Here is a 25,899-nt window from a genome sequence, read left to right as displayed (position 1 = left end):
CCTTGCAATAAGATGGAGGTGCCGCGCGCCAACGGCGCGGCAGCCGGCGACGAAGGCGGCCGGTCGGGCCAGGCCCGCGCTGAATACACGAAGGAGCCCCTCTTGGACCTGGCCGCATGCATCGCCGAACTCTTGAAGGCACCGACCCTGTCCGCCATGGCGGCGGCGGCCCAGGCACTGCCGGCGCCCACCGCCACGCGTGAAGAGGCCAAGGCTCTCTACGAGCGCCTGGCCGGGTGCATCGCAGCGAACGACCGCCGCGACGCCGTGGCGTCCACGTTGGCCCTGCTGCGCCTCGACGGCAGCACGTGGCTCGCGCGCATGCGCAAGGACGGCCTGTTGCGCGCTTCGCGCTATGGATACGACGGCGGCTGCCTGAAGAAGATCGTGGCGGCGGCGCTCGAACTGTCCGCGACCTCGCCGCTGCCGTCCGAGCAGGTCCAGTACCTGCAGTCCGTGCAGGCGCTGCTGGCGCTCGCCGGGCCCGCGAGGCAGATCCACCGGAGCATCGTCGACCGCCTGAAGGCGCGCCGAGGCGCGGCCCTCAAGACCCTGCTGGCGCTCGTCAACTCCTCGTTCTCCATCAACTGGCTGGGCAGCGAGCAGGCCGACGAGAGCCAGCCGCTGCGCTGGAGCGCCACCGAGCTCGCATCGGCGTTCTCCCGGCTCTACATGATCTCGCGGGACGGTCCCGGCATCGGCGCCCGGACGTGGACCTGGACCGACGACCACGCCGCATCGGCGCATGAGGGCGTCTATTCCAGCCTGCTGGTGGACGCCCTGAGGCTCAACGAGCTGATCGACGCGGAGGTCCTGCTCGATGGCCTTCCGTACAAGGCGCAAGCCACCCCCGCCGGGGTGCTGGTCTCGGCCATCGATCCCGAATTCGAACGATCCGTCCGGCTGGGCTACATCCAGGCCGACCAGCAGTTGCTGATACGCGCGGCCTCGTCCGAGCGGCACCTGGGCGGTGAGCAGCCGAAGCTGCCCTCGTTCCAGGACGCGCTGTCCGCGTTCTTCCAGGCCGGCCTGCTGGAGTTCGTTTCGCTCCGGACAGAGCCCGTAGAGCGGTTCGTGATCACGCTGCCAAGTCTTGCGCCGCTGATCGAGATCCTGAATGTCGACGGCCCGTTCCTGGAGGAGTTCCCTCTCCTCCAAGGCGCCCTGATCGACACCTTCCAGCCGCCCGGCAGCACCGACCTGCGGGTCAGCGGGCAGCTCTCCATCATGGACCTGCTCAAGGCGCAACGGCTGTTCAACCTCATCGACACCATGTTCCGCAAGAAGCTGGAAACGGTGGACGACCCAGTGAAGCGCAGGGTCCTGGGGCTTCGGTCCACCGTGATGGTCGCGCCACGCGCGGATCTGCTGCGGATGCTGCAGGTCGTGATGTCGCCAGAGAAGGCGCAGGAGCTGATCTCGCTGCTGTCGCTGCCGACGACGAACTCCGCGGCGGGCGCCAACGTGTACATCGACCTCCAGTACCGGCCGTTCGTGCACTCGCTGGACCCCAAGGGCGACTATATCGCCATTCCACCGGCGATCGTGGCCAAGTCCAACCTCGCGCGCAGCATCATGCACGCCAGCGGGATCAAGGGCGTGACCGCGGCGGCCGACGATCCGATGCAGGTGGCCGTGGCGACGGCGCTGCGGCAAGCGGGCTTTCTCGTGCGGGAGAGCTTCGACTTCAACATCAGCGGCAGGCGCGAGACCGACATCTTCTGCTACCGCGATGGCGTGCTCTTCGTCATCGAATGCAAGAACGCCTACCACCCGTGCTCGCCGCACGAGCTGCGCAACAGCTACGACCTGGTCCTGAAGGCAGAGGAGCAACTGGACCTCCGCGCCCTATGGCTCGCGGAACCCGGCAACCAGGCGCGGCTCTTCAAGGCGCTTGGCTGGGACGCCACCGCCCCGGCGCGCGTGCGCACCTGCGTGGTCACGGCCAACCGCGCCTTCAGCGGCTACCGCTGCGGCGCCCACCCGGTGCGACAGGCGCACGAGCTGATCAACTTGCTGGTGCGCGGCTACGTGGGAAGAGGTCCCGGAGAGCCGCCGCGCCGCTTCTGGCGCGCCGAGGCCTTCGAGGTCGACGACCTGCTCGACTACCTGGATGGGAAGTCCGTACTCCAGACGCAGCATGCCGCCATGGCCCCCGCAAGGCGCGGCATCGCCCTCAAGGACCGCCGGCTGGAGTTCGCGCAGTTCGTGATGAACCTGGAGGACATGGCCCGGCTCCTCGAGGAATCCTTCGACGCGGCCCAGGACCCCCAGGCACCGCAGGACGGCACCGAGGCGCCGGCCTCGGCGACCGCCGCGCCCTGAAGCGCCATGGCGGCCCACCGGATCTGGCGGACCCCGTGTCCCGCGAGTGAACCGCGCGGATGCCGGGAGCGCGCGGGCCTGGCGGCCATGCGCAACACAGGAGGCGACAGCGATGCCCATCAACCTGAAACAGCTCCACCACATGGTGCTGCTGTCCGAGGAACAGCACTTCGGGCGCGCGGCGGAGCGGGCCTTCCTGTCGGCCTCCGCGTTCAGCCGCAGCGTCGCCGCCCTCGAGGAGTCCGTGTCGATGCCCCTCTTCGACCGGCGGGCGAACGGGGTCCGGCTCACGATGGCAGGCGAGCGGGTGCTCGCCAGGGCCAAAAGGCTCCTGCTGAGCAGCGAGGAGCTGTCCGAGGAGCTGCGGCTCCTGCGCACGGGCGAGCTCGGCGACCTGGTCGTGGGCGCGGGCCCGCTGTCCGCGCCGGCGGTGGTGCTCCCCGCCATCGCCGCGTTCCAGCAAGCCCACCCGCGCGTCGGCGTGCGGCTGGACGTCGCGCACACCCGGGAGCTGCAAAGAAGGCTGATGGAGGAGCAACTCGACTTCTTCGTCGCCGATGTGCGCGAGCTCATCGACCATGAACGCTGCGCGGTCGAGCCGATCGGGCGCATGCGGCTCAGCCTGATGTGCCGCGAAGGCCATCCCCTGGCCGGCCGCGCGACCGTGACCCTCGGGGAGCTGCGGGCGCAGCGGCTCGCCTCCGTCCATATCCCCGCGATCCTGAGCGCCCGGCTGGCGAAGCTGATCGCCCGCGACGAGAAGGGAATGCTGCCGCTGGCCTTGGAATGCGAGAGCGTCATCGTCCTGCGCGAGTACGCGCTTCGGACCGATGCCGTCATCCTCGCCGCGCCGCAGGCCATGGGCGCGGAGCGCCCGGGCTGTGGGCTGTGCAGCCTCCAGGTGCGCGAGTTGTCGCAGCTGGAAGACCAGAACCCGCTTGCCGTGGCCATGGGGCTCGTCACGCTGAAGGACCGCACCCGGACCGCGTCCATGGACATGCTGATCGATGTCCTCCGTACCGGGGCTTCGGCGCGAGGCGGTCAAGCGACCCCCGGCCGCTCAGGGACCGCCAGCGCATCGCCGGCGGCCCGGCGGCCCTCGCGCCGCGACTAGGGCCGGTTCGCACGGACACGGCCCATCGGCGATCGGTGCGATGCACTGGAGAACTGCTGGCGCAGCGGTCGCACGCGCACTTGCTCGCGGGCGTAGGCGGGAAACGAACGGCGGCCCGTGCTATTTCAGCAGGTGCCCGCTGCGCGCCCGCACGACGACGTCGACCCGGTCGGAGGCGGCGGAGGGCGAGGCCGAGAAATTCGCGGTGAAGCCCCCGAGATCGACGCTGCCCATGTTGTTCATGGCGGCGAGTACGCCGCACGCGTCGACCATGCCCGCCGCGGAGGCGCGCTGCAGCGTGTCCACGCAGATGCGCGTCTTGATGGAGCCCACCAGCCCGAGAGCGAACTACGGGCTCGCGGAACCCGGGACGCGGATGACTGGAGGCCACAGTCCGACCGCGCAGTTCACACCCTGTCGCCCGCGAGGAATCCCGCCAGTTCGTCCACCAGCCGCCACCGCGCATGCTCCAGATGCAGAAGGTGCGTACCCCGGTCTATGGTCACGAGCCGCTTGTGCGGCGACCCGAGAGACTCAAAGAGGGCCGCGGCATCACCCTCGCTCGAGAGCTTGTCCTGCGCGCCTCGCACCAGAAGGAGGTCGTGGCGCAGCCGGGGTGCATCGAAGAGCTGTCCTCCCCGGAGCACCTGAAGCGCATCCACCTTTGGGCCCATGGGTGCGCGGAAGCCTTCGGCAGAGCTGCCACGCCCTTGGTCGGAATCCATCAGCGAGCTTTCCGCACACGCCAGCGCAGCGGGGTCTCGATACTCCGCCGCGTCGGCAGCGCCAATCTCCCAGTCCCATCCACGCCTCAGCGCACCACGCAACACGACGGTGTAGCCGCCAAGGCGGGGGTCGAGGTTTGGGGGGACCTTGCCGTCACCGACGTTCGCCGCGGCGCCAGCGGCGGGGCGCCAGACCGGCGCGTAGAGGGCCAGGCGGCGCACGCACCCCGGGGCCGCCAGCGTGAAGTTGGCGCTGCGAGCCGTGCCCCACGAATAGCCGATCAGGTCCACGCAGGCGACGTCCTCTTGCTTTCGCACGAACGCCACGACGTCGGCGAGGTCTGCGACCGCATCGGCCATGCAGCCCAGCGCAGGGCGGCTGTGCTGGGGCGGGACTTCCATGAAGGCCGGGCGGCTCGAACGGCCATAGCCACGAAGATCGAACAGATAGACACGCAGCCCCGCGTCCGCAAGCGCCTGCTGGAGCGAATAGCCGGGAACGTCCAGGATGGCCGACCCCGGCTGAAAGAAGCCGTGAACCAACACCGCGGGCACCGATCCGGGCTTGCCGCGCCTTCGGACAAACAGACACGCATCAGGATCCGAGGTGCTGGGGATGCGCCACTCCTCGGCATGGGTACAACCCTTCGACGGCATCGCTCGGCTACTCCGGCTGTACGCCCGCGAGCCTCATGGCTTCCGCGATCACAGGCCCCTCGCGCTCCACCGCCGCGCGGAACTCGGACGGCGAGTTGCCCAGCGCGCGCCATCCGAAGCCTTGGAGGAACTTCTGCGTCTCCGGCAGCTTCAGCGCCGCGACCGCGGCATCCCGAAGCCGGCTCACCACGGACACGGGAGTTCCGGCGGGTGCGGCCAGGCCCAGCCAGATCGGGACCGCGAAAGTCGGATCGGTGAAGCCCAGCTCGACGAAGGTGGGGACGTCGGGGATCAGCGGTGAACGCTGCGTGCCGGCGATGGCGGAAATGGTGGCAAGGCCCTTCTGCTGGATGTCCAAAGCCTGCGGAATGCTGGCGATCGTCATCTGGATATGTCCGCCCATGAGATCCTGCGCGGCGGGCGCACCTCCTTTGTAGGCGACGATGGTCAGGTTGCCGCGCGTCTGCCGGGCTAGCGCCGAGCCGATCAGGTGCGGGTAGCTCCCTGGGCCCCACGTGCCGTAGTTGAGCGCAGCACCGCCCGGGCCAATTTGCTTCAGCCCTGAGACACCCGCGTCGGTCCGCAAGATCAGCACAGGCGGTGTCAGCGCCAACTGGGTGACGAATGCGAAGTCCTTAAAGGGGTCGTAGGGCAGCTTCTTGAAGAGGTGAGGAACGTAGGTAAAGCTATCGGCCAGCGTCAGAAGCACCGTATGGCCGTCCGCTGGGGCCCGTGCAACCTCGGCGCTGCCAATGGTGCTGCTGGCTCCCGGCTTGTTGTCGACGATCACGGGCTGCTTGAGCATCTCCTGCATGCCCTTGGCAATCTGGCGGCCCGCAGCATCGACTGGTCCTCCCGCCGGGTAGGGAATCACGATGCGAACGGGCTTGACCGGAAAACCCGTCTGCGGCTGAGCTTGAACGCCGCACGCGCCAAACGCGAGCGCGGCGGCAATGAATCGAACGAACTGACGAAGCATGCGTGTCTCCTTGTTGTGGGCGAATCCACAGCCATCTTAGGAACGGCTCGGCGCGACGCCCAACGACGTGGGCCATAGAATCCATCGACGGCATCGATAACCCTGAAATTGACGCATGGCCCTCGACATTGACCTGCTGCGGGTGGTGCAAGCGCTGGCCCGGCATGGCAGCGTGACTGCCGCAGCAGCGAGCCTCAACCTGAGCCAATCGACGGTCAGCCATGCGCTGTCCCGGTTGCGCGCGCACTATGGCGACCCGCTGTTCGAGCGATCGGGAAACCAGTTGACGCGCACGCCGCTGGCAATCAAGCTTGCCACCGAGGCCGAGCGTCTGCTGCTCGACTTCGAGCGCGTCCAGAGACTGAGCGAGTCTTTCGATCCGCAGCGCTCCAGCCGGGTCTTCCGCATCCACATGATCGACGTGGCGGAACTTGTGTTCCTGCCCGGCCTGTTGCGGCGCATCGCCAACGAAGACTGGCGCATCGGACTGGAGATCGTGCGTGCAGGCGGCGAGGAGGTGTGGGCCGAGCTCGAGGCGGGCCGGATCGACCTCGTGATCGGCACGCCCAGCAAGGCCCATCCGAACCTCTATCGCCAACGGCTGCTGGAGCAGCAGTACGTCGGCATTGCGCGCAAATCCCATCCATTGCGCGCAGAGCTGCAGACGGTCAGCGGCTACCTGCGCAGCGCGCATTGTGTGGTCACGCCGCGCGGCCCGGCCATCGGACGCATCGAGGCCGCGCTGGCCGCTCTCTCGCCTTCCCGCCGAGTGCAGCTACAGGTTCCGGATTTTCTGTCCGTGCCCTCGCTCGTTGCGCAGTCCGACCTGGTGGCGGCCGTACCCGAGAGCCTTGTCGCCCTCCATCCGGATAGGCCGCGTCTGCACGTTTTCGCGCTGCCCATTGCCCAGCCCCGCTTCACCGTGGTTCAGCATTGGCATCGTCGGGTCCATGGCGACGGCGCGAACAAGTGGCTTCGCACGCTGCTGCGTCAGGTGGCGCCACAACTATTGGCATCCGGTCACTGAAGTCCGGGGACTTTCTACCTCGGTGATCGGCCGTCTCTGCAGTCGGACCCTTGCACGAGATTCACGCAGGGCTAGGCAGTCAGCGCCGAGGCGGCGGGATGCCGGCGTCACTTCAACAGGTGCCCGCTGCGCGACCGCACGACGATATCGACCCGGTCGGAGGCGGCGGAGGGCGAGGCCGAGAAATTCGCGGTGAAGCCCCCGAGATCGACGCTGCCCATGGTGTTCATGGCGGCGAGTACGCCGCGCGCGTCGACCATGCCCGCCGCGGAGGCGCGCCGCAGCGCGTCCACGCAGATGCGCGCGTTGATGTAGCCCTCCATCCCGGCGAAGGTCACCGCCTGTCCGCCGCCCGCGAAACGCTCCGCGTGCTCCTGCAGGTCCCGGGTCAACTGGATCGACGCGACCTCGGGGTTGGGAACGACCGAGGTGAAACCCACCACCCTGCCCGAGAACCCGGTCAGCAGCGAGTTCACGTTGCCCGCGGCGAAGGTCGTGACGAACAACGGCCACCGGTCGCTGGCTTCCTGGCTCAGCCTGGATACGAGTGCGAAGCCCTCCACGCCCATGTCCACGAACATCGCGTGGTACCTGCCCGAAGTGGCCTCGGAGCGGAAACGCGCCACCGATGCCGACGCGGAAGGGGCCACGTCGAGCACGGTCGATGCGATGCGCTGCCGCGCGAAGGCCTCCTGCAGCGCGGCCGCGCCCTCGGAGACGGGAAGCCGGTCGGTGACGATCACGACCTTGCTCGTGCCGAGCGCCAGCATCTGCTTGGTCAGCGCCTCCGCCTCCATCGCATAGGTCGCGCGCGTGCGGAACACATAAGGGTTGGCGTCCCGGCCGAGGGCTGCCGCCCCCGACATCGGGCCGATCAGCGCCACCTTCTCGGTGCGCGCCACCTGCGCGCCCGCCGCGCAGGCGGCATCGCCCACGCAGTTGAGCAACGCGACCGCCTTGTGCTGGGTGACCAGCTGGCGCAGGTTGTCGACGTGGCGGCGCGGGTCGCCTCCATCGTCCAAGGTGAGCAGCTTGAGCTGCCGCCCGCGGATGCCTCCCGAGGCGTTGACGAACTCGATGTAGGCCCGGGCGCCCGCACTGGCGCGCGCGGCACTGCCGTCGTCGGCGCTGCCCAGGGGCAGGGACTGGCCAATGACCAGCGGCTCGGCGGCGAAGGCCCAGCCGGCTGGTGCCAGCGCGAGCCAGGCCGCGGCGCGCAGCAGACGGCGCCGCGCCCATCCGGGGCGGGGCTTCGATCCAGGCTGCGCTGCGTCTCCCGAATGCACCAATGCATTTCCCATGGCGGTTCTCCTACTTGGACAGTTGGACTTCAGAAGGGATGCGGCGGGCCCACGTCTCGTTCGCCGCATCGATATGGGTGGGCGGGAGCGCGTCGTCCGGCGGCGCCGACCGCAGCAGCCCGGCAATCTGGTGCGCCGCCACGGCCTTGGAAAACAGCCAGCCCTGGTACGCATCGCAGCCGTAGCGCACGAGCAGCGAAAGCTGCTCGGTGCTCTCCACGCCCTCGGCCACCACCCGCAGGCCCAGGGTCTGCGCCAGCACGACGATGGCCCGCACGAGGGCGGCATCTTCGGGGCTGCGCAACAAAGGGCGCAGGAAATCGCGGTCGATCTTGATGCGCGACACCGGCAGATGCTTCAGATAGGCCAGCGAGGAATAACCGGTCCCGAAATCGTCCAGCGTGATGGAGATGCCCAGCCGTTGCAGGCGCCACAGCACCTGCCTGGCCTGCTCCGGATCCGCCATGGCTTCCGATTCGGTCACTTCGATCTCCAGGAGATCGGGACGCGCGCCATGCCGAGCCAGGCTGCGCTCGATCTGCTCGACGAGGTCCACCTGGCGCAGTTGCTGCGTCGACAGGTTGACCGCGACACGCAGCGGCAGGCCGGCCTCCGTCCACGCGGCGATCTGCCGGCACGCGCGGTCGATCACCCAGGCACCCAGTGCGAGGATCATGCCCGTGGCCTCCGCCACGGGGATGAAACGGCTGGGCGGGATCTCCCCGAGTTGGGGATGGGTCCATCGCAGCAGTGCTTCCACTGATTCGACCTCGGCCGTGGCCACATTGACCTGCGGCTGGTAGTGCAGTTCCAGCCCGTCGGAGTCCAGCGCGATCTTGAGCTGCTCGCGCAGCTGGAGCTTCTCCTCCATGCGCCAGCCCATGTGGTGCGCGTAGAAGGCGTAGCTGGCGCGGCCGGAATTCTTGGCGTGGTACATGGCCATGTCCGCGTAGCGCAGCAGCGTGGTGGCGTCCCGCGCATCCCTGGGATACACGGCGATTCCCAGGCTGGCGCTGAACGCCAGATCGAAGCCGTGCATCCGGTAGGGCTGGCACAGGACACCGAGCAGCTTGGCGGCCACTTGCTCCACGTCCTGGGGCTGCGCGATCGCGGGCAGGACCACGGTGAACTCGTCGCCACCGAGCCGCGCCACGGTATCGCCGGCACGCAGCGCGCTTTGGAGCCGCCGCGACGCCTCCAGCAGCAGCCGTTCGCCCGCGGCATGCCCATAGCCGTCGTTGATGGCCTTGAAGTCGTCCAGGTCCAGCAGCAACAACGCGAAGGACTGGCCCGTTCGCTCCGAAACGGCGATGGCCTGTTCGAGTTCCAGGCCAAACTGCCAGCGGTTGGCCAGGCCCGTCAGCGTATCGTGGGTGGCCTGGAAGCGGATCCTGGCCTCCAGCCCGCGCACGTCCGAGATATCGCGCACGAATGCCACGGCGGTTCCGCCGGAGACATCCGTGTGGCCCAGCGCGATAGCCACGGCCGTCAGGCTGCCGTCCTTGCGCATGATCCGGAAATCCTGTCCCCTGCCCATGGGCCTGCCCGACGGCGACCGGAAATACGCCTCCAGCTGGCGGGCGTGCGCGTCGCGGGCGGCCGGCGGAAGGAAGATGCCTACCGACTGTCCGCACAGTTCCTCGGACGCATAGCCGGAGATGGCCTCCATGGCCGCATTGACCATGACGATGTGCCCTGCCCGGTCCACCATCAGGATCCCGTCGGGAGATGCCTCCATGGCCGCAAGCGCCAGGGTTTCCCGGTGCGGCAGATGCCGCGCCGGGACCGGGGATGCATCCTCGAGGAGCCCGGGCCCCTTTTGTCCATCCGTGCCTGTCATCGCGTCAGCTGTCCAGCTTGAAGCCGGACTTCTCGATGATGGGCTTCCAGGTAGCGTAGTCCGCGCGGGCGAGCCTGGCCAACCGCTGCGCGCTGCCGCTCTCGGTCTGCATGCCAAAGCCGGCGATGCGCTCGCGCACCTCCTGTTGCGCCAGCACCGCCTGGAGCGCCTCGTTCAGGCGCGACACCACCTCCGCCGCCGCGTCGTGCGGCAGGTAGAGGGCCGACCAGCCGCGGGGCACGGACGGATAGCCGAGTTCACCGAAGGTGGGAACGTCGGGAAGCAGCGCGCTGCGCTGGTCGCCGGTGACGGCCTGGATGCGCGTCCTGCCGGACCGGTGGAACTCCAGCATGTCCGAGGCCAGCGCGTTGACGCCAAAGGTGATCTGCCCGCCGGACGCCAGCGCCGTCAGCAGGGGGGCGCCGCCCTGGTAGGGCACGGCCGTCAGCGGCACGCCAAACTTCTCGCCCAGCACCAGTCCGAAGAAATGCGGCGCGCTGCCCGCGCCGGGGTGGCCGAACGCCGCGCGATCAGGGCTTCTGCGGAGCCATTCGGCCAGCGCCCCCAGCGAGTCGGCCCTGGGGTCCGGACCCGTGGCCAGCACATAGGAAAAGCTCGAGACCGCCGCCACCGGCGTGAAGTCCTGGAACACGTCGAAGCCGAGCCTCGTGAACACATGCGGCGCATGCACCATGAGGGAGTCCGTGGCCAGCATCAGGTTCGTTCCGTCCGCTGGCTGGCGCTTGAAGAGGCTTGCGGCCAGCCGCGCGCCCGCCCCGGGGCGGTTCTCCACGATCACGGTTCGCCGAAGTTCCCGTTCCAATCCCTGCGCCAGCAAGCGCGCGATGGCGTCCATCAGCCCCCCGGGCGGGTAGCCCACCGTAAACTTCACGACGGCGCCCGGCTGTGCGAGGGCCGGGGCGGCGAGGCAGGCCGCCGCCGCGCCCGCGGCGCGCAGGAGCGTGCGGCGGGACGCGCGCGGGGGCGGCGGCGGGTGCCGCAGCGAAGCTGTGCTCATGACATGTCTCCTGGTCTCGTTTTGTTCTACTTACTCAGTGCGCCCTCTCCGGGGCGCCTGGGTGGGCCGGAGACACGCTCCGGCCCGGTGCGCGTCAGGCCGCCAGCTGCTCCGCCCCTTGGCGAGCCAGGCGCTCGCGCAGCTCCGCCCGCACTCCTTCGACCTTGTCCGCGTGCGCCTGGCGCACATGGCCGTAGCCGCGAATCCGTTCGGGCAGCGCCGCGAGTTCGACCGCCGCATCAGCCGTCTCCGGCGCCGCCTGCCCGAGGATCAGATCGAGATCCGCCTCGTAGCGCGCGAGCAGGCCCAGGGCCAGCTTGCGCTCCGGCGTGCGGCGGAAGGGATCGAGCCAGGTGTTGCGCAAGCCACGCAGCCGCTGCAGCACGCCCATGGCCGACAGCATCCAGGGTCCCACCTCGCGCTTGTGCCAGTGGCCCTCGGCGTCACGCCGGCCGAACGGCCAGGCCCCCAGGTGGAAGTGCAGCTTGTAGTCGCCCTCGAACTGCGCCTCGATCGAGCGCCGGAACTCCGGCGCGCTGTACAGGCGGGCGACCTCGAACTCGTCCTTCTCGGCCAGCAGCTTGTAGTAGTAGCGCGCGGCCGCGCGCGCCAGGCGGCCGTTGGCGCCGATGGCCGCGTCCTTGCGCTGCACCTTGGCCACCCGATCGCGGTAGCGTTGCGCGTAGGCGCTGTTCTGGTAGTCGGTCAGGCGGCGGCTGCGGTCCTCCACAATGTCTTCCACGCGCTGCAGCGGCCGCGGCGCGAACTGGATGACCTGGCCATCCGAGGCCTTGGCCGCGGCGCGCTCGACCGCCTTGAGGTCCACGGCGGCGCGCCGGCCCCACTCGAAGCTCTGGCGGTTGAAATCGACCTCGACGCCGTTGAGCTCGATCGCCCGCTGCAGCGCCGCCAGCGTCACCGGGATGCGGCCGTGCTGCCACGCGAAGCCGACCAGGAACATGTTGATGGCGATCGCATCGCCCATGAGGGTGGTGGCCAGGCGGCTCGCGTCGAGCGCGTGCAGATGGCCCTGGGTGCGCTCGCCGAGGCGGTTGAGCAACTGCTCGGCGTGCGGATCCCAGTCGGGGGACTTGGTGAACTCGCCGGTGGGGTTCACCGCCGTGTTCACGACGACGAAGCTGCGCTCGGCGGCGACCTTGGACAAGGCCTCCTGGCTCGCCGTCACGATCAGGTCGCAGCCGATCACCGCGTCGGCCTCGCCGACCGTGAGGCGCGAACTCGGGATCGCGGCCGCATCGGTCGCGAAGCGCAGGTGCGTCATCACGGCGCCGTACTTCTGCGCCAGGCCGGTCAGGTCCAGGAGGCTGGTGGCCAGGCCGTCGAGCTGGGCCGCCTGCCCCAGGACCGTGCCCACGGTCACGATGCCCGTGCCGCCGATGCCGGCCAGCAGGACGTTGTAGCCGCCCTCCACGCCGCGCAGCGTCGGCTCCGGCAGCGCCGGCCAGTCGCCACCGGCGGCCCCGCCGCGCGCCGGGCGCCTGAGTTGCCCGCCGTGGACGGTGACGAAGCTCGGGCAGAAGCCTTCCACGCAGGAGAAGTCCTTGTTGCAGCTGGACTGGTTGATCCGCCGCTTGCGGCCGAGCTCGGTCTCCAGCGGTTCGACCGACATGCAGTTGGATTTGACGCCGCAGTCGCCGCAGCCTTCGCAGACCTCGGCGTTGATGAAGGTGCGCTTGTCGGGGTCGGGCGCCTTCTTGCGCTTGCGCAGCCGGCGCAGCTCCGTGGCGCAGGCCTGGTCATAGACCAGCACCGACACGCCGTCGAACTCGCGCAGCTCGCGCTGCACCGCATCGAGCTCGACGCGCGGGCGCAGCGTCACGCCATCGGGCAGCGTCACCCCGTCGTAGCGTCCGGTGTCGTCGGTGACCACGACGATGCGGCCCACGCCTTCGGCGCGCGCGATGTCGATGATCCGGGCCACGGTGACGTCGCCATCGTGGTGCTGTCCGCCGGTCATCGAGACGTAGCCGTTGTACAGGACCTTGTAGGTCACGCGCACGCGCGCCGCCACCGCCTGGCGCAGCGCCAGGCTGCCCGAGTGGTAGAAGGTGCCGTCGCCGATGTTCACGAAGACATGCCGCTCGTCGGTGAAGGACGACTGGCCGACCCAGAACATCCCCTCGCCGCCCATGTGCGTGACCGTGCCCGTGGTCTCCGGGCGGATCCACATCGCCATGCCGTGGCAGCCGATGCCGGGCATCGCCCGGCTGCCCTCGGGCACCACGGTGGACGTGTTGTGCGGACAGCCCGAGCAGAAGTTGGGCATGCGCACCGGGCCCGGTGAGGCCGGCGCCATCTGCACGGCGTCGGTGGACGGAATGCCCGCGAGCAGCGCGATCGAGCGCGCGACGATCTGGGGCGAGAGCTCGCCGGAGATCGGCAGCTGCCCGGGCTCGGGCCGTCCCATGCCGGGCGGCATCGCCTTGCCGACCACGCGCACCTGCGCGCCGCCCCCCAGCTCCTGCAGGATGGCGCGCAGCTGCTCTTCGATGAAGGGACGCTTTTCCTCGATGACCAGCACGGCCTCCAGGCCCTGGACGAACTCGGCGGTGATCTGCGGATCGACCGGCCAGATCAGCCCGAGCTTGAGCAGGCGCAGGCCGGCCGCTTCCGCCCCGGCATCGTCCAGCCCGAGGAGCGCCAGCGCCGCGCGGACGTCGCTCCAGCTCTTGCCGGCCGAGACGATGCCCAGGCGCGGCTGCTTCGGTTGAAGCCGGATCTGGTTCAGGCCATTGGCCCGCGCATAGGTGAGCGCCGCGGGAATGCGGTGCTCGTACAGGCGCGCCTCCATCTCGAGGGGCGGCTCGTTGCGCTTGATGTGCAGGCCTGCAGGCGGGTCGGTGGGCAGCGGCGGCAGGGCGACCTGCAGGCGCGCGGGGCGCACGTCGACGACACTGGTCGTCTCAACGACGTCGGTGACGAGCTTCAGCGATGCCCAGCAGCCGGCGTAGCGGCTCATCGCGATGGCGTGCAGGCCGTAGTCCAGGATCTCCTGCGTGTTGCAGGGATACAGGATAGGCAGCCCGAGGGCCTTGAGCTGCAGGTCGGACTGCGCGGAGCGCGACGAGGACTTGGCGGCGTGGTCGTCGCCGACCAGCGCGATGGCGCCGCCGAGCGGCGCCGTGCCCGCGGTGTTGGCATGCATCAGGGCGTCGCCGCTGCGGTCCACGCCCGGGCTCTTGCCGTACCAGATGCCGAACACGCCGTCGACCTTGGCGCCGGGATACAGCTGGACGAACTGCGTGCCCCACACGGCCGTCGCCGCGAGGTCCTCGTTGACGCCCGGCTGGAACTTGATGTTCTCCGCCTCGAGCCGGTCCTTCAGGCGCAGCAGCTCCATGTCGTAGGTGGCCAGCGGCGAGCCGCGGTAGCCTGAGATGAAGCCCCCGGTGTTGAGGCCGGCGGCCCGGTCGCGCCAGCGCTGCTCCAGCGGCAGCCGCGCCAGGGCCTCCGTGCCCGACAGGAGGGCGCTGTCCGCCTCCTGTCCATAGCGGTCCGGCTGGACCTCCTGCAAGGTCGATGAAATCTTCATGGTGTCTCCTGTGTCTCGTGGGCTACGCCGGCGATGGCGGCCGCCAGCCGCCGGGCCGGCGTCCAATAGCCGTAGGGGTTGCCGCGCTGCGCGGCGTAGTGCGCCAGGCGGCCGGCGATGACGTCCAGCCCGATCTCCCCGGCCATCCACATCGGCCCGCCGCGGTGGTCGGGGAAGCCATAGCCCGCCACCCACACCACGTCGATGTCGCCGGGCCGGTAGGCGATGCCCTCGTCGAGGATCTTCAGGCCCTCGTTGATCAGCGGGTACATCAGGCGCTCGACGATTTCCTCGGGCCCGATGCGCTCGCGCCGCGCGATACCGTGTTCCGCGGCCAGCGCCGCGGCGATCGCGGTCACCTGCGGGTCGGGCAGCGGACTGCGCCCCTCGTAGCGGTAGTAGCCGGCGCCGGTCTTCTGGCCGAAGCGGCCGAGTTCGAACAGCTTGCGCACCAGCGCCCGGTAGCTCGGATCCGGCGGTAGCCCGCCAGCCTTGCCGTACTCGATGACGGTGCGGGCGCCGACATCCACGCCGGCCATGTCGAGCATGCGGCACGGCCCCATGGCCATGCCCAGGGCCTCCACGGCCGCGTCCACCTGCGCCGGCTCGGCGCCCTCCAGGATCAGGAACTCCGCCTCGCGCATGTACACCTCGGCCATGCGGTTGCCAATGAAGCCGTAGCAGACGCCCGAGACCACCGGCACCTTCCCGATCGTGGAGGCCAGCTTCATCACGGTGGCCAGCACGTCCGGCGCGGTGGCCGCGCCGCGCACCACCTCCAGCAGCCGCATCACGTTGGCCGGGCTGAAGAAGTGCATTCCCACCACGTCGGCCGGGCGGCCGGTGGCGCGCGCGAGCGCGTCCACGTCCAGCGTGGAGGTGTTGGTGGCGATGATGGCGCCCGGCTTGACGGCCGCGCCCAGCCTGGCGCAGACCTCGGTCTTGAGGGCGAGGTCCTCGAACACCGCCTCGATGACCAGGTCGCAGTCGCCCAGAGCGGCGTAGTCGAGGGCGCCCTGCAGCAGCGCCATGCGCTGGTCGACCTGCTCGCGCGTGAGCCGCCCCTTGGCGGCGCTGGCCTCGTAGTTCCTGCGCACCAGCCCCAGGCCGCGCTGCAGGGCCTCGTCGGAGACTTCCACGACGACCGTGGGGATACCGGCGTTGGCGAAGTTCATCGCGATACCGCCGCCCATCGTGCCGGCGCCGACGATGCCGACCTTGCGGACGGGGCGCAACGCCGTGTCGCGCGGCAGGCCGGGGATCTTCATCGCCTCGCGCTCGGCGAAGAACAGGTGGCGCAGCGCGCGCGCAGAGGGCGAGGGCACCAGTTGCTCGAACTCGGCCGCCTCGACCGCCGCGCCCTGCGCGAACGGCAGTTCCTGGGCCGCGCGCACGCAGCGCACGGCGGCGGCGAGCTGCGGCCAGCCGGGCTTCTTCGCGGCGGCCGCCTCCGCCCGGTCCAGCGCCTCGGCGGAGGCCGGCGCGGCGGTCAGCGTGCTGGCGCGGCGCAGCGGCGCGCCCGCCGCGAGCACGGCCCGGGCCGCGGCCAGCCCGATGGCGCGCGGCTCGCCCTCGGCGATCGCGTCCACCAGTCCGGCCGAGGCCGCCTGCGCCGCGCCGATCATGCGCCCGCTCGAGATCAGCTCCAGCGCAAGCTCGGCCCCGGCGAGCCGGGGCAGGCGCTGGGTGCCCAGGGAGCCCGGAATGATGCCGATCTTCACCTCGGGAAGGCCCAGGCGCGTCTGGGGCTGCGCCACGCGGTGGTGGCAGGCCATGGCCAGCTCCAGGCCGCCGCCGAGCACCGTGCCGTGCAACGCCACGACCACGGGGCGCGCCTGCGCCTCGAGGCGGGCCAGGAAGGTGTTGAAGCGCGCCGTCGGGAAACCGGGCTGCTCGAGGGCCGTGATGTCGGCGCCGGCCACCCAGGTGCGCCCGCGGCCGTACAGCACGAGCGCGTCCAGGTCGGGGGTCGCCTCGAACTGCTCCAGTGCGGATGCCAGCCCGTCGACGACGGGGATGGACAGGGCGTTGACCGGAGGATTGTGGATCTCGACCAGGCCGATGCGGCCGTCGCGGGAGAAGGTGATGGGAGAGGTCATGGCGGAAGACGTGGAGCGGTCCGGGCGTGGGTGTTGTTCGAGAATCTCGCGTTCGGTACGGAGACGCCACCGGCCCGGGCGGACGGCCCGGTCACCACGCTCCTGCGGGGGCGAACGCCCGGCCCGTTGGCCGCCGGCGTCGCCCGCGGAAGCTGTTTCGTCTCCCCATGTAAATTGAGCACGACTATTTATAATCGTGCTCATTATCCTGCATCTGCGCGCGGACCGGAATAGGCACTAACGCGCAGTCGCCGGTCGCCCGGCGCGCGTCAGGACGCCGGGGCGTAGCTCGATCCCGGCGGCAGCGGCGCCTCGGGGTCCACGAAGATGTCGGGCAGCAGCGCGCTGGCCGGATCGTTGCGGTAGCGATCGAAATCGGTCACGCCCTCCTCGGCCAGCACGTCGTCGTCCAGCACGAAATTCCCGGTGTAGGCGCGCGCGGGCCGGCATAGGATGGCGTGGGCGGCGTCGGCCATGATCTGCGGGTTGCGCGACTGCCGCAGCATCGCGTCGCCGCCGAGCGCGAACTCCACCGCCGACGTGGCCACGGTCGTGCGCGGCCACAGCGCGTTGCAGGCGATGCAGGCCTCGCGCAGTTCCTCGGCCAGCCCGAACATCACCATCGACATGCCGTACTTGGACATCGTGTAGGGCAGGTGCTGCGCGAACCAGTCGGCGCGCAGGGTCAAGGGCGGCGACAGCGCGAGGATGTGGGGGTTGCTGCTCTGGCGCAGGTAGGGGATGCAGGCCCGCGAGGTCACGAAGGTGCCGCGCATGTTGATCTGCTGGATCAGGTCGAAGCGCTTGAGGTCGATGTCCTCGGACTTGGCCAGGTTGATCGCCGACGCGTTGTTGATGCAGGCGTCGATGCCGCCGAAGTGCTCGGCCGCCTGCGCCACGGCCGCCTTGACCCGCTCCTCGTCGCGCACGTCCAGCACGAGCGCCAGGGCCTTGCCCCCGGCCTGCTCGACCGCTTCGGCGGCCGTGTAGATGGTGCCCGGCAGCTTGGGGTGCGGCTCGGTGGTCTTGGCCGCGATGACCACGTTGGCGCCGTCGCGCGCGGCCCGCAGCGCGATCTCCAGGCCGATGCCCCGGCTCGCGCCGGTGATGAAGAGGGTCTTGCCCGCCAGGGAGTTCTTGATTCCGTTCATGCCACCACCTCGAAAAGTCCGGCCGCGCCCATGCCGCCGCCCACACACATCGTCACCACCACATAGCGCGCGCCGCGCCTGCGCCCCTCGATCAGCGCGTGGCCCACGAGCCGCGCGCCGCTCATCCCGTAGGGATGCCCCACGGAGATACCGCCCCCGTTGACGTTGAAGCGCTCCGGGTCGATGCCCAGCCGGTCGCGGCAGTACAGCGCCTGGCAGGCGAAGGCCTCGTTCAGCTCCCACAGGCCGATGTCGTCGACGGTGAGGCCGTGCTGGCGCAGCAGCTTGGGCACCGCCAGCACGGGCCCGATGCCCATCTCCTCCGGCGCCACGCCGGCCACCGCGATGCCCCGGTAGATGCCCAGGGGCTTCAGGCCGCGCTGCGCCGCGAGCGCATCGTCCATCAGCACGCAGGCGGCGGCGCCATCGGAGAGCTGGCTGGCATTGCCCGCCGTGACGCTGCCGCCCTCGATCACGGGCTTGAGCGCGGCCAGGCTCTCGAGCGTGGTCTCCGGGCGGTTGCCCTCGTCCTGGGCCAGGGTCACGTCGCGGTGGCTGACGGCCTGGGTCTCCTTGTCGACCACGGCCATGCGCGACGGCAGGGGCACGATCTCGGCGTCGAAGCGTCCAGCCTGCTGGGCCGCCGCCGTGCGCTGCTGCGATTGCAGCGCGTACAGGTCCTGCGCCTCGCGGCCGATCCCGTACTTCCTGGCGACGAACTCCGCCGTCTGCAGCATGGGCATGTAGGCGTGCGGCACCTTGGCCTGGACGGCGGGGTCCGCCTCCGCCGAGGCCCAGTCGAAGTAGCCCTTCTGCACCGCGGAGATGTTTTCCTGGCCGCCCGCGACCACGACCCGCATGCCGTCCACGATGATCTGCTTGGCGGCCGTCGCCACCGCCATGAGCCCGGAAGCGCACTGGCGGTCCAGGGTCTGGCCGCTCACCGCCACGCCCAGCCCGGCCGCGAGCGCGGCGTTGCGCGCCAGGTTCATGCCGGCCGTGCCGGCGCCCAGCACCGTGCCCACGACGACGTCGTCGACCTCGTCCGGGCCGGCGCCGGCGCGCGCGACGGCGTGCCCGATGGCATGGCCCAGCAGCGTGGGCGACTTGATGGCATTGAATGCCCCTTTGTAGGCGCGCCCGATGGGGGTGCGCGCGACGGAAACGATGACGGCCTGGCTCATAAGGTCCTGCGGTGGAGATGGAAAGGGAATGCGTCGCGGCTTCAGATGAACCACGCGTCGCGCATGTCGTAGGCGCAGCGGTCGGCACGCGCGAGCAACGCCCACTGGGCGTGCGTCTGCGGCAGCTCCCACTGGAAGAAGTAGCGCATGGCCTGCAGCTTGCCGCGGTAGTGGTCGGCGGCCTCCCCGCTGGCGGCCGGCAGCGCGCGCGCCGCCGCCCGCCCCTGCAGCAGCCAGATCCAGGCCAGCGTCACGCGCCCGAACGCGTCGAGGTACAGCGTGGCGTTGGCCAGGCCGAGGTCGGGCTCGCTGCGCTGCAGCGCGGCGAGCCCCGCGCTGACCTCCACCAGGCGGTCCAGCGCCGCGCACAGGGCCGCCGCCTCGTCGCCCAGGCCCGCCTCGGAGGCGCGCCCGGCGTCCTGGCGCACGGTGTCGACGAACAGGCGCAGCCCCGCGCCCTGCTCCGCCAGCACCTTGCGGCCGAGCAGATCGATGCCGTGGATGGCCTCGGTCCCCTCGTGGATCATGTTCAGGCGCTGGTCGCGGTACAGCTGCTCCAGCGGGTAGTCGCGCGTGTAGCCCGCGCCGCCGAGCACCTGAATGGCCAGGTCGTTGGCCGCCGCGCCGTAGCGCGCAGGCCAGGACTTCACGACCGGCGTGAGGACGTCGAGCAGCCGGCCGGCCGCTGCGCGCGCCGGCGGCTCCGGATGGGTGTGCTGGTCCTCGAACAGGCTGCAGGCGTACAGGCACAGGGCCAGGCTGCCCTCGGCGTAGGCCTTCTGCACCAGCAGCATCCGGCGCACGTCGGAGTGCTCGACCAGCTTGACCTGCGGCGACAGCGGATCCTTGTTCGACGGCAGGCGGCCCTGCGGCCGCTCGCGCGCGTAGGCCAGCGACTCGCTGAAGCCGCGCCAGGCGATGCTGGCGGACATGACGCCGACGCCGATGCGCGCCTCGTTCATCAGCTGGAACATGTGGGCCAGGCCCTGGTGCTCGCGGCCGACCAGCCAGCCCACCGCGCCGCCCTTCTCCCCGAAGGACAGCACGGTGGAGGTGGTGTTGCGCCAGCCCATCTTGTGCAGCAGCCCGGCCAGCGCCACGTCGTTCGGCGTGTCCGCCGCCCCGTGCTCGCCGGGCAGGATCTTGGGCACCAGGAACAGCGAGATGCCCTTGACGCCGGGCGGCGCGCCCTGGATGCGCGCGAGCACCATGTGCACGATGTTCTCGGTGAGGTCCTGCTCGCCGCCGGAGATGAACATCTTCTGGCCGAAAACGCGGTAGCTCCCATCGGCCTGGGGCACGGCGTAGGTCTTGATGTCGCCCAGGGCGGAACCCTGCGACGGCTCGGTCAATGCCATCGTGCCGGCGAAGCGGCCGTCGCCCAGCGGCGCGAGGTAGCGGGCCCGGAGCTGTGGGCTGCCGAAGGTGCGCAGCAGATTGGCCGCGCCGATCGTCAGCATCGCATAGGCCGCCGTGCCGACGTTGGCCGCGTAGAAGGCGCTCATCGCCGCGCGCAGCACGACCTCCGGCAGCTGCAGCCCGCCCTCGGCCTGCTCCCAGTGCGCACTGAGGAACCCGGCATCCGCGATGGCCTGCCACGCCGCGCGGGTCGGCGCGACGAGGCGGGCCCGGCCATTCTCGAACTGTGGCTCGTTCTCGTCGCCCTCGCGCAGATGCGGCGCCAGCAAATCCTCGGCCAGCTGGCGCGCCGTCTCCAGCGTGGCGTCGAAGACCTCGCGCGAGTGCTCGGCATAGCGCTCGCGCCGCAGCAGGCCCGCGGTGTCCAGGACTTCGTAAAGCAGGAAGGCGAGCTCGCGCTCGCTGATGGTGGCAGTGGCCATGTGGGGTTGTCTCGCTCGAAATAAACACCGAGCGCTCGCTCGGTTTTTGAGGGAGTTTACAATCATTCCCGACCGGCGGTCAATTCGGGCAACCTGCCCCGCCCCCCACCCGACCGCGTCCACGCCTTCCCGCCATGCCCCTGTCCCTCGGTCTCGAGCCCCGATTCACCTTCGCACAGTTCAAGCGGATCAACCCCATCCCGCCCGACACGCTGTGGGAGCTGGTGTACGCGCGCAACGCGCACGCCATCACGGTCAAGCGCGTGCCGGTGGCGCTGGCCAATCTGCGGGCCATCTTCGAGGCCTCCTTCCAGCTGGCCAACCAGGTGGGCTTCGGCGCGATGACGCTGCGGGACCTGTCCAAGGCCACCGGCCTGTCCATGGGCGGGCTCTACGGCTACCTGCAGAGCAAGGACGCCCTGGCCGCCATGGTCGAGGACCTGATCCGGCACATCGGCGGCGAGATCCCTCGCTGGTTCGACGAGGCGTCTCTGGCGCCGCTGGTGCGTCTGGACAGCAGCCTGCGGGCGCACGTCTTCATGTCCGAGCTGCTGCAGCCGTGGTTCTATTTCGTGTACATGGAGTCGCGCGTGCTCGAGGCTGATCAGCGCAAGGTGGCCAGGGCCGCCGAGGTGGATTTCCAGGCCGCCATGGCGCGGCAGATCCGGCAGGTGCGCGAGATGGGCGACCGGGAAGCCTTCCTGCTGGCGGCGCACCTGCAGAGCGTCATCCAGGACTGGTACGTCAAGCGCTGGAAGTACCGGGCCGAGAAGATCAGCGTGGATGAGTTCGCGAACAGCCTGAGCGCGATGGTCGCCGCGCAGCTGCGGGTCGAATAGCGTCGGCGCTCCCGCGCCGATCCCTCCTGCGCACGCGCCCAGTGGCCGGGCTGCAGGCGGCAGCGGCACCGGGCCGCCCCGCGAGCAGCCCGCTCAGAGCTTGTCCAGGCGGACCGTGCGGTCGGCGAGGACCTCCGGCGGCGGGCAGGTCCCCTGCTTGAGCCAGCGCTTGGCCACCTTGATGTCGCGCGGCACGTTCACCGACAGCACGCTGCGCAGCCTGCCCTCAGAGATCTGGAACACGGAGAACGCCCCCTCCTCGGCGGAGCCGCGCAGGGTGCCCTCGAGCTCGTTCGACGGCACGCCGAGCACCTGCAGGTTCAGGTCGTACTGATCCGACCAGAACCACGGAATCTCGTCGTACGCCACCTCGCCGCCGGCAATGGCCTTGCCCACGGCGATGGCCTGATTCTGGGCATTGGCCCACGACTCGCATCGCAGACGGCCGCCCGCCCAGGTGTTCGGCTGGTTGGCCACGTCGCCCGCGGCATAGATGTCTGGGTCGGAGGTGCGGCCGGCCTGGTCCACGACGATGCCGTCCCGGACCTCGAGCCCGCAGGCCTCGGCCAGCCCGGTGTCGAGCGCAAGCCCGATCCCGACCACCACCGCGTCGAACTCCTGCGGCCCGCCAGGCAGTTCCACGGCCAGCGCGCGCTGGCGGCCCGCTTCGATCGACGCGACCGTCGTCGCCAGCCGGACGTCGACGCCTTCCCGGCGGTGCCTGTCGAGCAGGAACGCCGAGAACCGGGGCGGCAGCGACCGCGCGCACAGGCGCGGCCCCGCCTCCAGCACCATGACCTCGACCTGTTTCTTCCTCGCCGTCGCGGCGATCTCCAGCCCGATCCACCCGCCGCCCACGATCAGCAGCCGGTTGCCCGGCACCAGCTTCCTGGCGATGGCCTGGCAATCCTCGATCGTGCGCAGCGCATGGACGCCGGGCAGGTCGGCGCCGGGACACGACAGCGCCCGAGGTCGCCCTCCGGTGGCCAGCACGAGCTTGTCGTAGCGGACCGCAGAGCCATCCGCGCAGCTGACCTGGTGGCCGGTGCGATCGATGCCGACGGCCTCGACGCCGGGCCGGAAGTCCACGCGCAGCGCGTCGCACTGCTGCGGGCCGAGCAGCACCGGCGGGTGCTCTTCCGCCCCGCTGAGCACCGCCTTCGACAAGGGGGGCCGCTCGTAGGGCGCGTGCGGCTCGCGCCCCAGGAGCGTGATGCCCCCTTCATGTCCCGCTTCGCGCAGCGACCGGGCGACCCAGGCGCCGGCCTGGCCGGCTCCAATGATGACGACATCCATGGGTGCTCCCTGCCGTCGTTCAGTGCGCGGGCCGCAGGAAGATGACTCCCTGCTCGACCTTGACCGGATGGCAGCGCAGCGGATCCGTGCACGGCGCGCCCACCGCCCGGCCGCTTCGGATGTCGAAGGTGCCCTCGTGCAGGGGGCACTCGATGAGGCAGGAATCGACCACCATGCCCAGCGAAAGGTCCGCGTCGCCGTGGGTGCAGGTGCCGTCCGTGGCGAAGATCTCGCCGCCGAGGTTGTAGAGGCACACCCGCCTGCCGTCGATCTCGACCGGGTGCGTGTCGTCTTCGTCGATGTCGGCCACGTTGCCGACCCTGATCCATTCACCGTCCATGGTGTCTCCCGGATTGTTGTCTTGCCGCACCCGCTGCCCTACGCCTGCGACGTCATCACGTCGATGTAGTGGTTCTCCATGTGATACAGCGCCTCCTCGAGCGGCGACATCGGGCCGGGCTGGAAGAACTTCGACCCCGCGGTGTTCTGCATGCCCTCCACCATCACGGCGTCCTCGGCGATGATCTGGCGCACGAAACCCACGTACTTCTCCATCTCCTCGTCATAGTTCGGGATCGAGAAGGCGCCTTCAGGGAACAGCAGATAGCAGATGACCTTGGTCTCCGTGGGAGAGATGGGCCAGATGTGCCACATGCGCACGCTGTCGGCACGCATCGACAGGTTCAGGTTCGGATAGATGCCCGCCTTGCAGGCGATCCCGCTGGGCTTGTCCTGCGCCCAGGGCAGCGTCGGGAAGACCTGCTCGCCGGACTTCGAGTGCGGCCTGGCTTCGTACTGGGTGTGCCAGCCGCCGTTCTCGACCAGGTTGAAGCGGACCTGCTCGCCCTTCACGAAGCCGCCGAAGGTCCCCTTGTGGATGACGCCGACGTGGTAGATGTCGATCAGGTTCTCGACCAGGAACTTCCAGTTGCACTTGACGTCGATCTCGACCTTCTGGGCGAGCTTGCAATGGTCGGTCTGGAACCACCACAGCGGCTGCTCGAAGGGAGCGATGTAGTCGTCGAAAGACATCGGCTCGTCGCTGAAGTTCACGAAGATCCAGCCGCGCCAGACCTTGACGTGAAGCTGGCGCAGGCTGCAGTTCTTCAGCTCGACCTCCGAGGCCTTCATGCCCGGCGCGACGACGAGCTTGCCGCTCACGTCGTAGAGCCAAGCGTGGTACGGGCAGCTGAATTCCTTGGCGTTGCCGCGGCCGACGGCGATCTCCACGCCGCGGTGCAGGCACTGGTTCATGTAGGCGACGACCTGGTCGGGCGCGGGACGGGACACCACGATCGACTCCTTCATCACCTGGAAGGTGTAGTAGTCGCCGACATCGGGAATCTCCTCGACGCGTCCCACGGAGAGCCAGTACTTCATGAAGATCTGCTCCTTCTCCATGGCGTAGATCTCGGGCGAGCTGTACACCTCGCCCGGCAGGTGCCGGGCGCTGAGCAGTTTCTTGCGGGTCTCCTTGAACTTGGGGCGCAGGTCCAGGAGTTGGTGTTCGGCTACTTGCATCGTGGTCGTCCTTTCAAAAGATTCGTTGAGTAAACGTAACGAATACTAGGCAATACATTGATCTATGTATAGATCGATGTGAGAATCGATATAAATAGCCGTAGGAACCCTATGCCAGCCAAGAACAGCTCCGAGAACGCACGCCAGCGCCGCCAGATCAATGACGTCGAATACGTCGGGAGCGCGGAAGCGATGTCGATCCTCGGCGTGCGCCGCGAGACGCTGTACACCTACGTGAGCCGCGGCCTCATCAAGACCAAGCAGCGCCCGGGCGTGAAGGCCAAGCTTTACCGCAAGGCCGACGTCGAGAAGCTCAGGAGCCGGGCCGTCGCCCGCGCGGGCGGGCCGCAGGTCTCCCAGTCGCTGCGCTACGGCGAGCCGATCGCGCAGACGTGGATCAGCGAGCTCACCGCCCAGGGCCCACGCTACCGGGGGGTGCTCGCGCGCGACCTGGTGCGTGACGGACGGTCGTTCGAGTTCGCGAGCGAGCTCATCTGGACGGGGCTGCCGCGCACCCGCGATGTCCCGTGGCCGGCCCCGCAGGACACCCGGCAGCCTGAGTCGCTGGTCCGCATGGCGCTGCAATCGGCCGAGCACGTCACGCCGCTCAAGCTCCTGGCGATGCTGACGACCTCGCTGTCCGCGTTCGAGCGGGCCGAGGACGACGTGGAGGCGGCCGGTTTCGCGGCCTGCCGCCGCCTGCTGCAGTGGCTGGCGGGCACGGCTGGCGTCTTCGGCCCCGAGCCGCGCTTCTCCCCGCCCCGCGACGGCGAGTTCGTGGCGCAGTGCGTCGCCCGCGGGCTGGGCCTGGGCGATCGGCCCGATGCCGTGCGGGCCATCGACGCCGCGCTCGTGATGTCCGCCGAACACGAGCTGTCGGCACCGACCTTCGCGGCGCGGATCTGCGCCTCGACGGGCGCGGACCTGCACGCCTGCGTCGCCACGGCGATGCTGACCCAGTCCGGGCCGATGCAGGTCGGGGGCGCCGTGGAGGTCGAGGCGCTCATCGACGCCCTGCCCTGCGGCCTGGCGCCCGAAGACGCCCTGCCGCTGGCGGCGGCCTCGGGTTTCAAGGGCAATGAGCTGCCGTGCTTCGGCCATCCCCTCTACGATGGGGAGGACCCGCGCTCGGCCGTGCTGCTCGAGCTCGTAGACGACCTCAGCGCGCACGGACCGGATCTGCCGAAGGTGCAGGCGCTGGTGACCGGCGCGCGGCAGGCGGGACAGCACCCGAACGTCTTCGCCGCCCTCGTGATCCTGTGCAAGGCGATGGGTCTGCCCAATGGCAGCGGCGCGATGCTGCATACCCTGGCGCGCACCAGCGGGTGGATCGCCCACGCGATGGAGCAGCGCCTGACGGGCGCCATGCTGCGGCCGCGCGCGAAGTACATGGGCCAGCACCTTCCGCGGTAAGGCAGCCCTCGGCCGC

At 69.8% G+C, this 25,899-nt stretch carries 19 protein-coding genes; 5 read left to right on the top strand and 14 right to left on the bottom strand.

Annotated elements, in window-relative coordinates:
• The first annotated feature begins 102 nt into the window (after nucleotides 1-102).
• Together GWK50_RS06640 and GWK50_RS06635 are read left to right on the top strand one after the other, a co-directional pair.
• Nucleotides 103-2,325 (top strand): endonuclease, encoded by a 2,223-nt coding sequence (locus GWK50_RS06640; protein WP_139222804.1) that lies wholly within the window; start codon nucleotides 103-105, stop codon nucleotides 2,323-2,325.
• 112 nt (nucleotides 2,326-2,437) lie between these two features.
• Nucleotides 2,438-3,439: a LysR family transcriptional regulator gene (locus GWK50_RS06635; RefSeq protein WP_059400381.1), complete on the top strand. Its 1,002-nt coding sequence runs from the start codon at nucleotides 2,438-2,440 to the stop codon at nucleotides 3,437-3,439.
• A gap of 120 nt (nucleotides 3,440-3,559) precedes the next feature.
• Here the strand turns inward: GWK50_RS06635 and GWK50_RS06630 are convergent, their stop codons facing one another.
• From GWK50_RS06630 to GWK50_RS06620, 3 genes are all read right to left on the bottom strand, one after another.
• Nucleotides 3,560-3,745, bottom strand: coding sequence for a hypothetical protein (locus GWK50_RS06630; RefSeq protein ID WP_146052263.1), 186 nt, complete (start codon nucleotides 3,743-3,745; stop codon nucleotides 3,560-3,562).
• A gap of 101 nt (nucleotides 3,746-3,846) precedes the next feature.
• Entirely contained in the window at nucleotides 3,847-4,821 is a 975-nt protein-coding gene (locus GWK50_RS06625; RefSeq protein WP_082136771.1) for an alpha/beta fold hydrolase, read from the bottom strand.
• Nucleotides 4,822-4,828: 7 nt separating this feature from the next.
• Nucleotides 4,829-5,800, bottom strand: coding sequence for a tripartite tricarboxylate transporter substrate binding protein (locus tag GWK50_RS06620; protein WP_059400378.1), 972 nt, complete (start codon nucleotides 5,798-5,800; stop codon nucleotides 4,829-4,831).
• Between the two features lie 115 nt (nucleotides 5,801-5,915).
• On the opposite strand from GWK50_RS06620, the gene GWK50_RS06615 reads away from it, so the two are divergent.
• Nucleotides 5,916-6,827 (top strand): LysR family transcriptional regulator, encoded by a 912-nt coding sequence (locus GWK50_RS06615; RefSeq protein WP_059400377.1) that lies wholly within the window; start codon nucleotides 5,916-5,918, stop codon nucleotides 6,825-6,827.
• 107 nt (nucleotides 6,828-6,934) lie between these two features.
• On the opposite strand, the gene GWK50_RS06610 is transcribed toward GWK50_RS06615, so the two are convergent.
• The 8 genes from GWK50_RS06610 to GWK50_RS06575 all read right to left on the bottom strand — a co-directional run bounded on the left by GWK50_RS06610 (nucleotide 6,935) and on the right by GWK50_RS06575 (nucleotide 20,814).
• Nucleotides 6,935-8,128 (bottom strand): ABC transporter substrate-binding protein, encoded by a 1,194-nt coding sequence (locus GWK50_RS06610; RefSeq protein WP_162015747.1) that lies wholly within the window; start codon nucleotides 8,126-8,128, stop codon nucleotides 6,935-6,937.
• A 10-nt stretch (nucleotides 8,129-8,138) separates the two neighbouring features.
• Entirely contained in the window at nucleotides 8,139-9,968 is a 1,830-nt protein-coding gene (locus GWK50_RS06605) for an EAL domain-containing protein (RefSeq protein ID WP_082136770.1), read from the bottom strand.
• Nucleotides 9,969-9,972: 4 nt separating this feature from the next.
• Complete coding sequence (locus tag GWK50_RS06600; protein ID WP_059400375.1) at nucleotides 9,973-10,986, bottom strand: tripartite tricarboxylate transporter substrate-binding protein; 1,014 nt, start codon at nucleotides 10,984-10,986, stop codon at nucleotides 9,973-9,975.
• A gap of 94 nt (nucleotides 10,987-11,080) precedes the next feature.
• Nucleotides 11,081-14,539 (bottom strand): indolepyruvate ferredoxin oxidoreductase family protein, encoded by a 3,459-nt coding sequence (locus GWK50_RS06595; RefSeq protein WP_059400374.1) that lies wholly within the window; start codon nucleotides 14,537-14,539, stop codon nucleotides 11,081-11,083.
• The gene (locus GWK50_RS06590; protein ID WP_059400373.1) at nucleotides 14,536-16,638 is read right to left on the bottom strand and encodes a 3-hydroxyacyl-CoA dehydrogenase NAD-binding domain-containing protein; all 2,103 of its coding nucleotides are present in this window, start codon (nucleotides 16,636-16,638) and stop codon (nucleotides 14,536-14,538) included. Before GWK50_RS06590 ends, GWK50_RS06595 begins: the two co-directional genes overlap by 4 nt.
• A gap of 269 nt (nucleotides 16,639-16,907) precedes the next feature.
• Nucleotides 16,908-17,789 (bottom strand): NAD(P)-dependent oxidoreductase, encoded by an 882-nt coding sequence (locus GWK50_RS06585; RefSeq protein WP_059400372.1) that lies wholly within the window; start codon nucleotides 17,787-17,789, stop codon nucleotides 16,908-16,910.
• The gene (locus GWK50_RS06580) at nucleotides 17,786-18,973 is read right to left on the bottom strand and encodes an acetyl-CoA C-acyltransferase (RefSeq protein WP_059400371.1); all 1,188 of its coding nucleotides are present in this window, start codon (nucleotides 18,971-18,973) and stop codon (nucleotides 17,786-17,788) included. The genes GWK50_RS06585 and GWK50_RS06580 overlap by 4 nt, the downstream gene beginning before the upstream one ends.
• Nucleotides 18,974-19,014: 41 nt before the next feature.
• On the bottom strand, nucleotides 19,015-20,814 hold the full coding sequence (locus tag GWK50_RS06575) for an acyl-CoA dehydrogenase (RefSeq protein WP_017404939.1): 1,800 nt from the start codon (nucleotides 20,812-20,814) through the stop codon (nucleotides 19,015-19,017).
• Between the two features lie 134 nt (nucleotides 20,815-20,948).
• Between GWK50_RS06575 and GWK50_RS06570 the strand changes: the two genes are divergently transcribed.
• Complete coding sequence (locus GWK50_RS06570) at nucleotides 20,949-21,653, top strand: helix-turn-helix domain-containing protein (RefSeq protein WP_017404938.1); 705 nt, start codon at nucleotides 20,949-20,951, stop codon at nucleotides 21,651-21,653.
• 93 nt (nucleotides 21,654-21,746) lie between these two features.
• On the opposite strand, the gene GWK50_RS06565 is transcribed toward GWK50_RS06570, so the two are convergent.
• Genes GWK50_RS06565 through GWK50_RS06555 form a run of 3 tightly spaced genes read right to left on the bottom strand, consistent with a single transcriptional unit; the run spans nucleotide 21,747 to nucleotide 24,470 of the window.
• On the bottom strand, nucleotides 21,747-22,949 hold the full coding sequence (locus GWK50_RS06565) for an FAD-dependent oxidoreductase (RefSeq protein ID WP_017404937.1): 1,203 nt from the start codon (nucleotides 22,947-22,949) through the stop codon (nucleotides 21,747-21,749).
• A gap of 19 nt (nucleotides 22,950-22,968) precedes the next feature.
• Nucleotides 22,969-23,289, bottom strand: a complete 321-nt coding sequence (locus GWK50_RS06560; RefSeq protein WP_017404936.1) for a non-heme iron oxygenase ferredoxin subunit — start codon at nucleotides 23,287-23,289, stop codon at nucleotides 22,969-22,971.
• 38 nt (nucleotides 23,290-23,327) lie between these two features.
• The gene (locus GWK50_RS06555; RefSeq protein WP_017404935.1) at nucleotides 23,328-24,470 is read right to left on the bottom strand and encodes an aromatic ring-hydroxylating dioxygenase subunit alpha; all 1,143 of its coding nucleotides are present in this window, start codon (nucleotides 24,468-24,470) and stop codon (nucleotides 23,328-23,330) included.
• Nucleotides 24,471-24,581: 111 nt separating this feature from the next.
• Between GWK50_RS06555 and GWK50_RS06550 the strand changes: the two genes are divergently transcribed.
• Nucleotides 24,582-25,883 carry a citrate/2-methylcitrate synthase gene (locus tag GWK50_RS06550; RefSeq protein WP_059400370.1) on the top strand — a complete coding sequence of 434 codons (1,302 nt, stop codon included), beginning with the start codon at nucleotides 24,582-24,584 and terminating at the stop codon, nucleotides 25,881-25,883.
• Nucleotides 25,884-25,899 lie beyond the last annotated feature (16 nt).

This window comes from Acidovorax sp. 210-6 (assembly GCF_010020825.1).
GTDB lineage: Bacteria > Pseudomonadota > Gammaproteobacteria > Burkholderiales > Burkholderiaceae_C > Simplicispira > Simplicispira sedimenti.
This window is presented reverse-complemented; position numbering and strand designations above follow the sequence as displayed.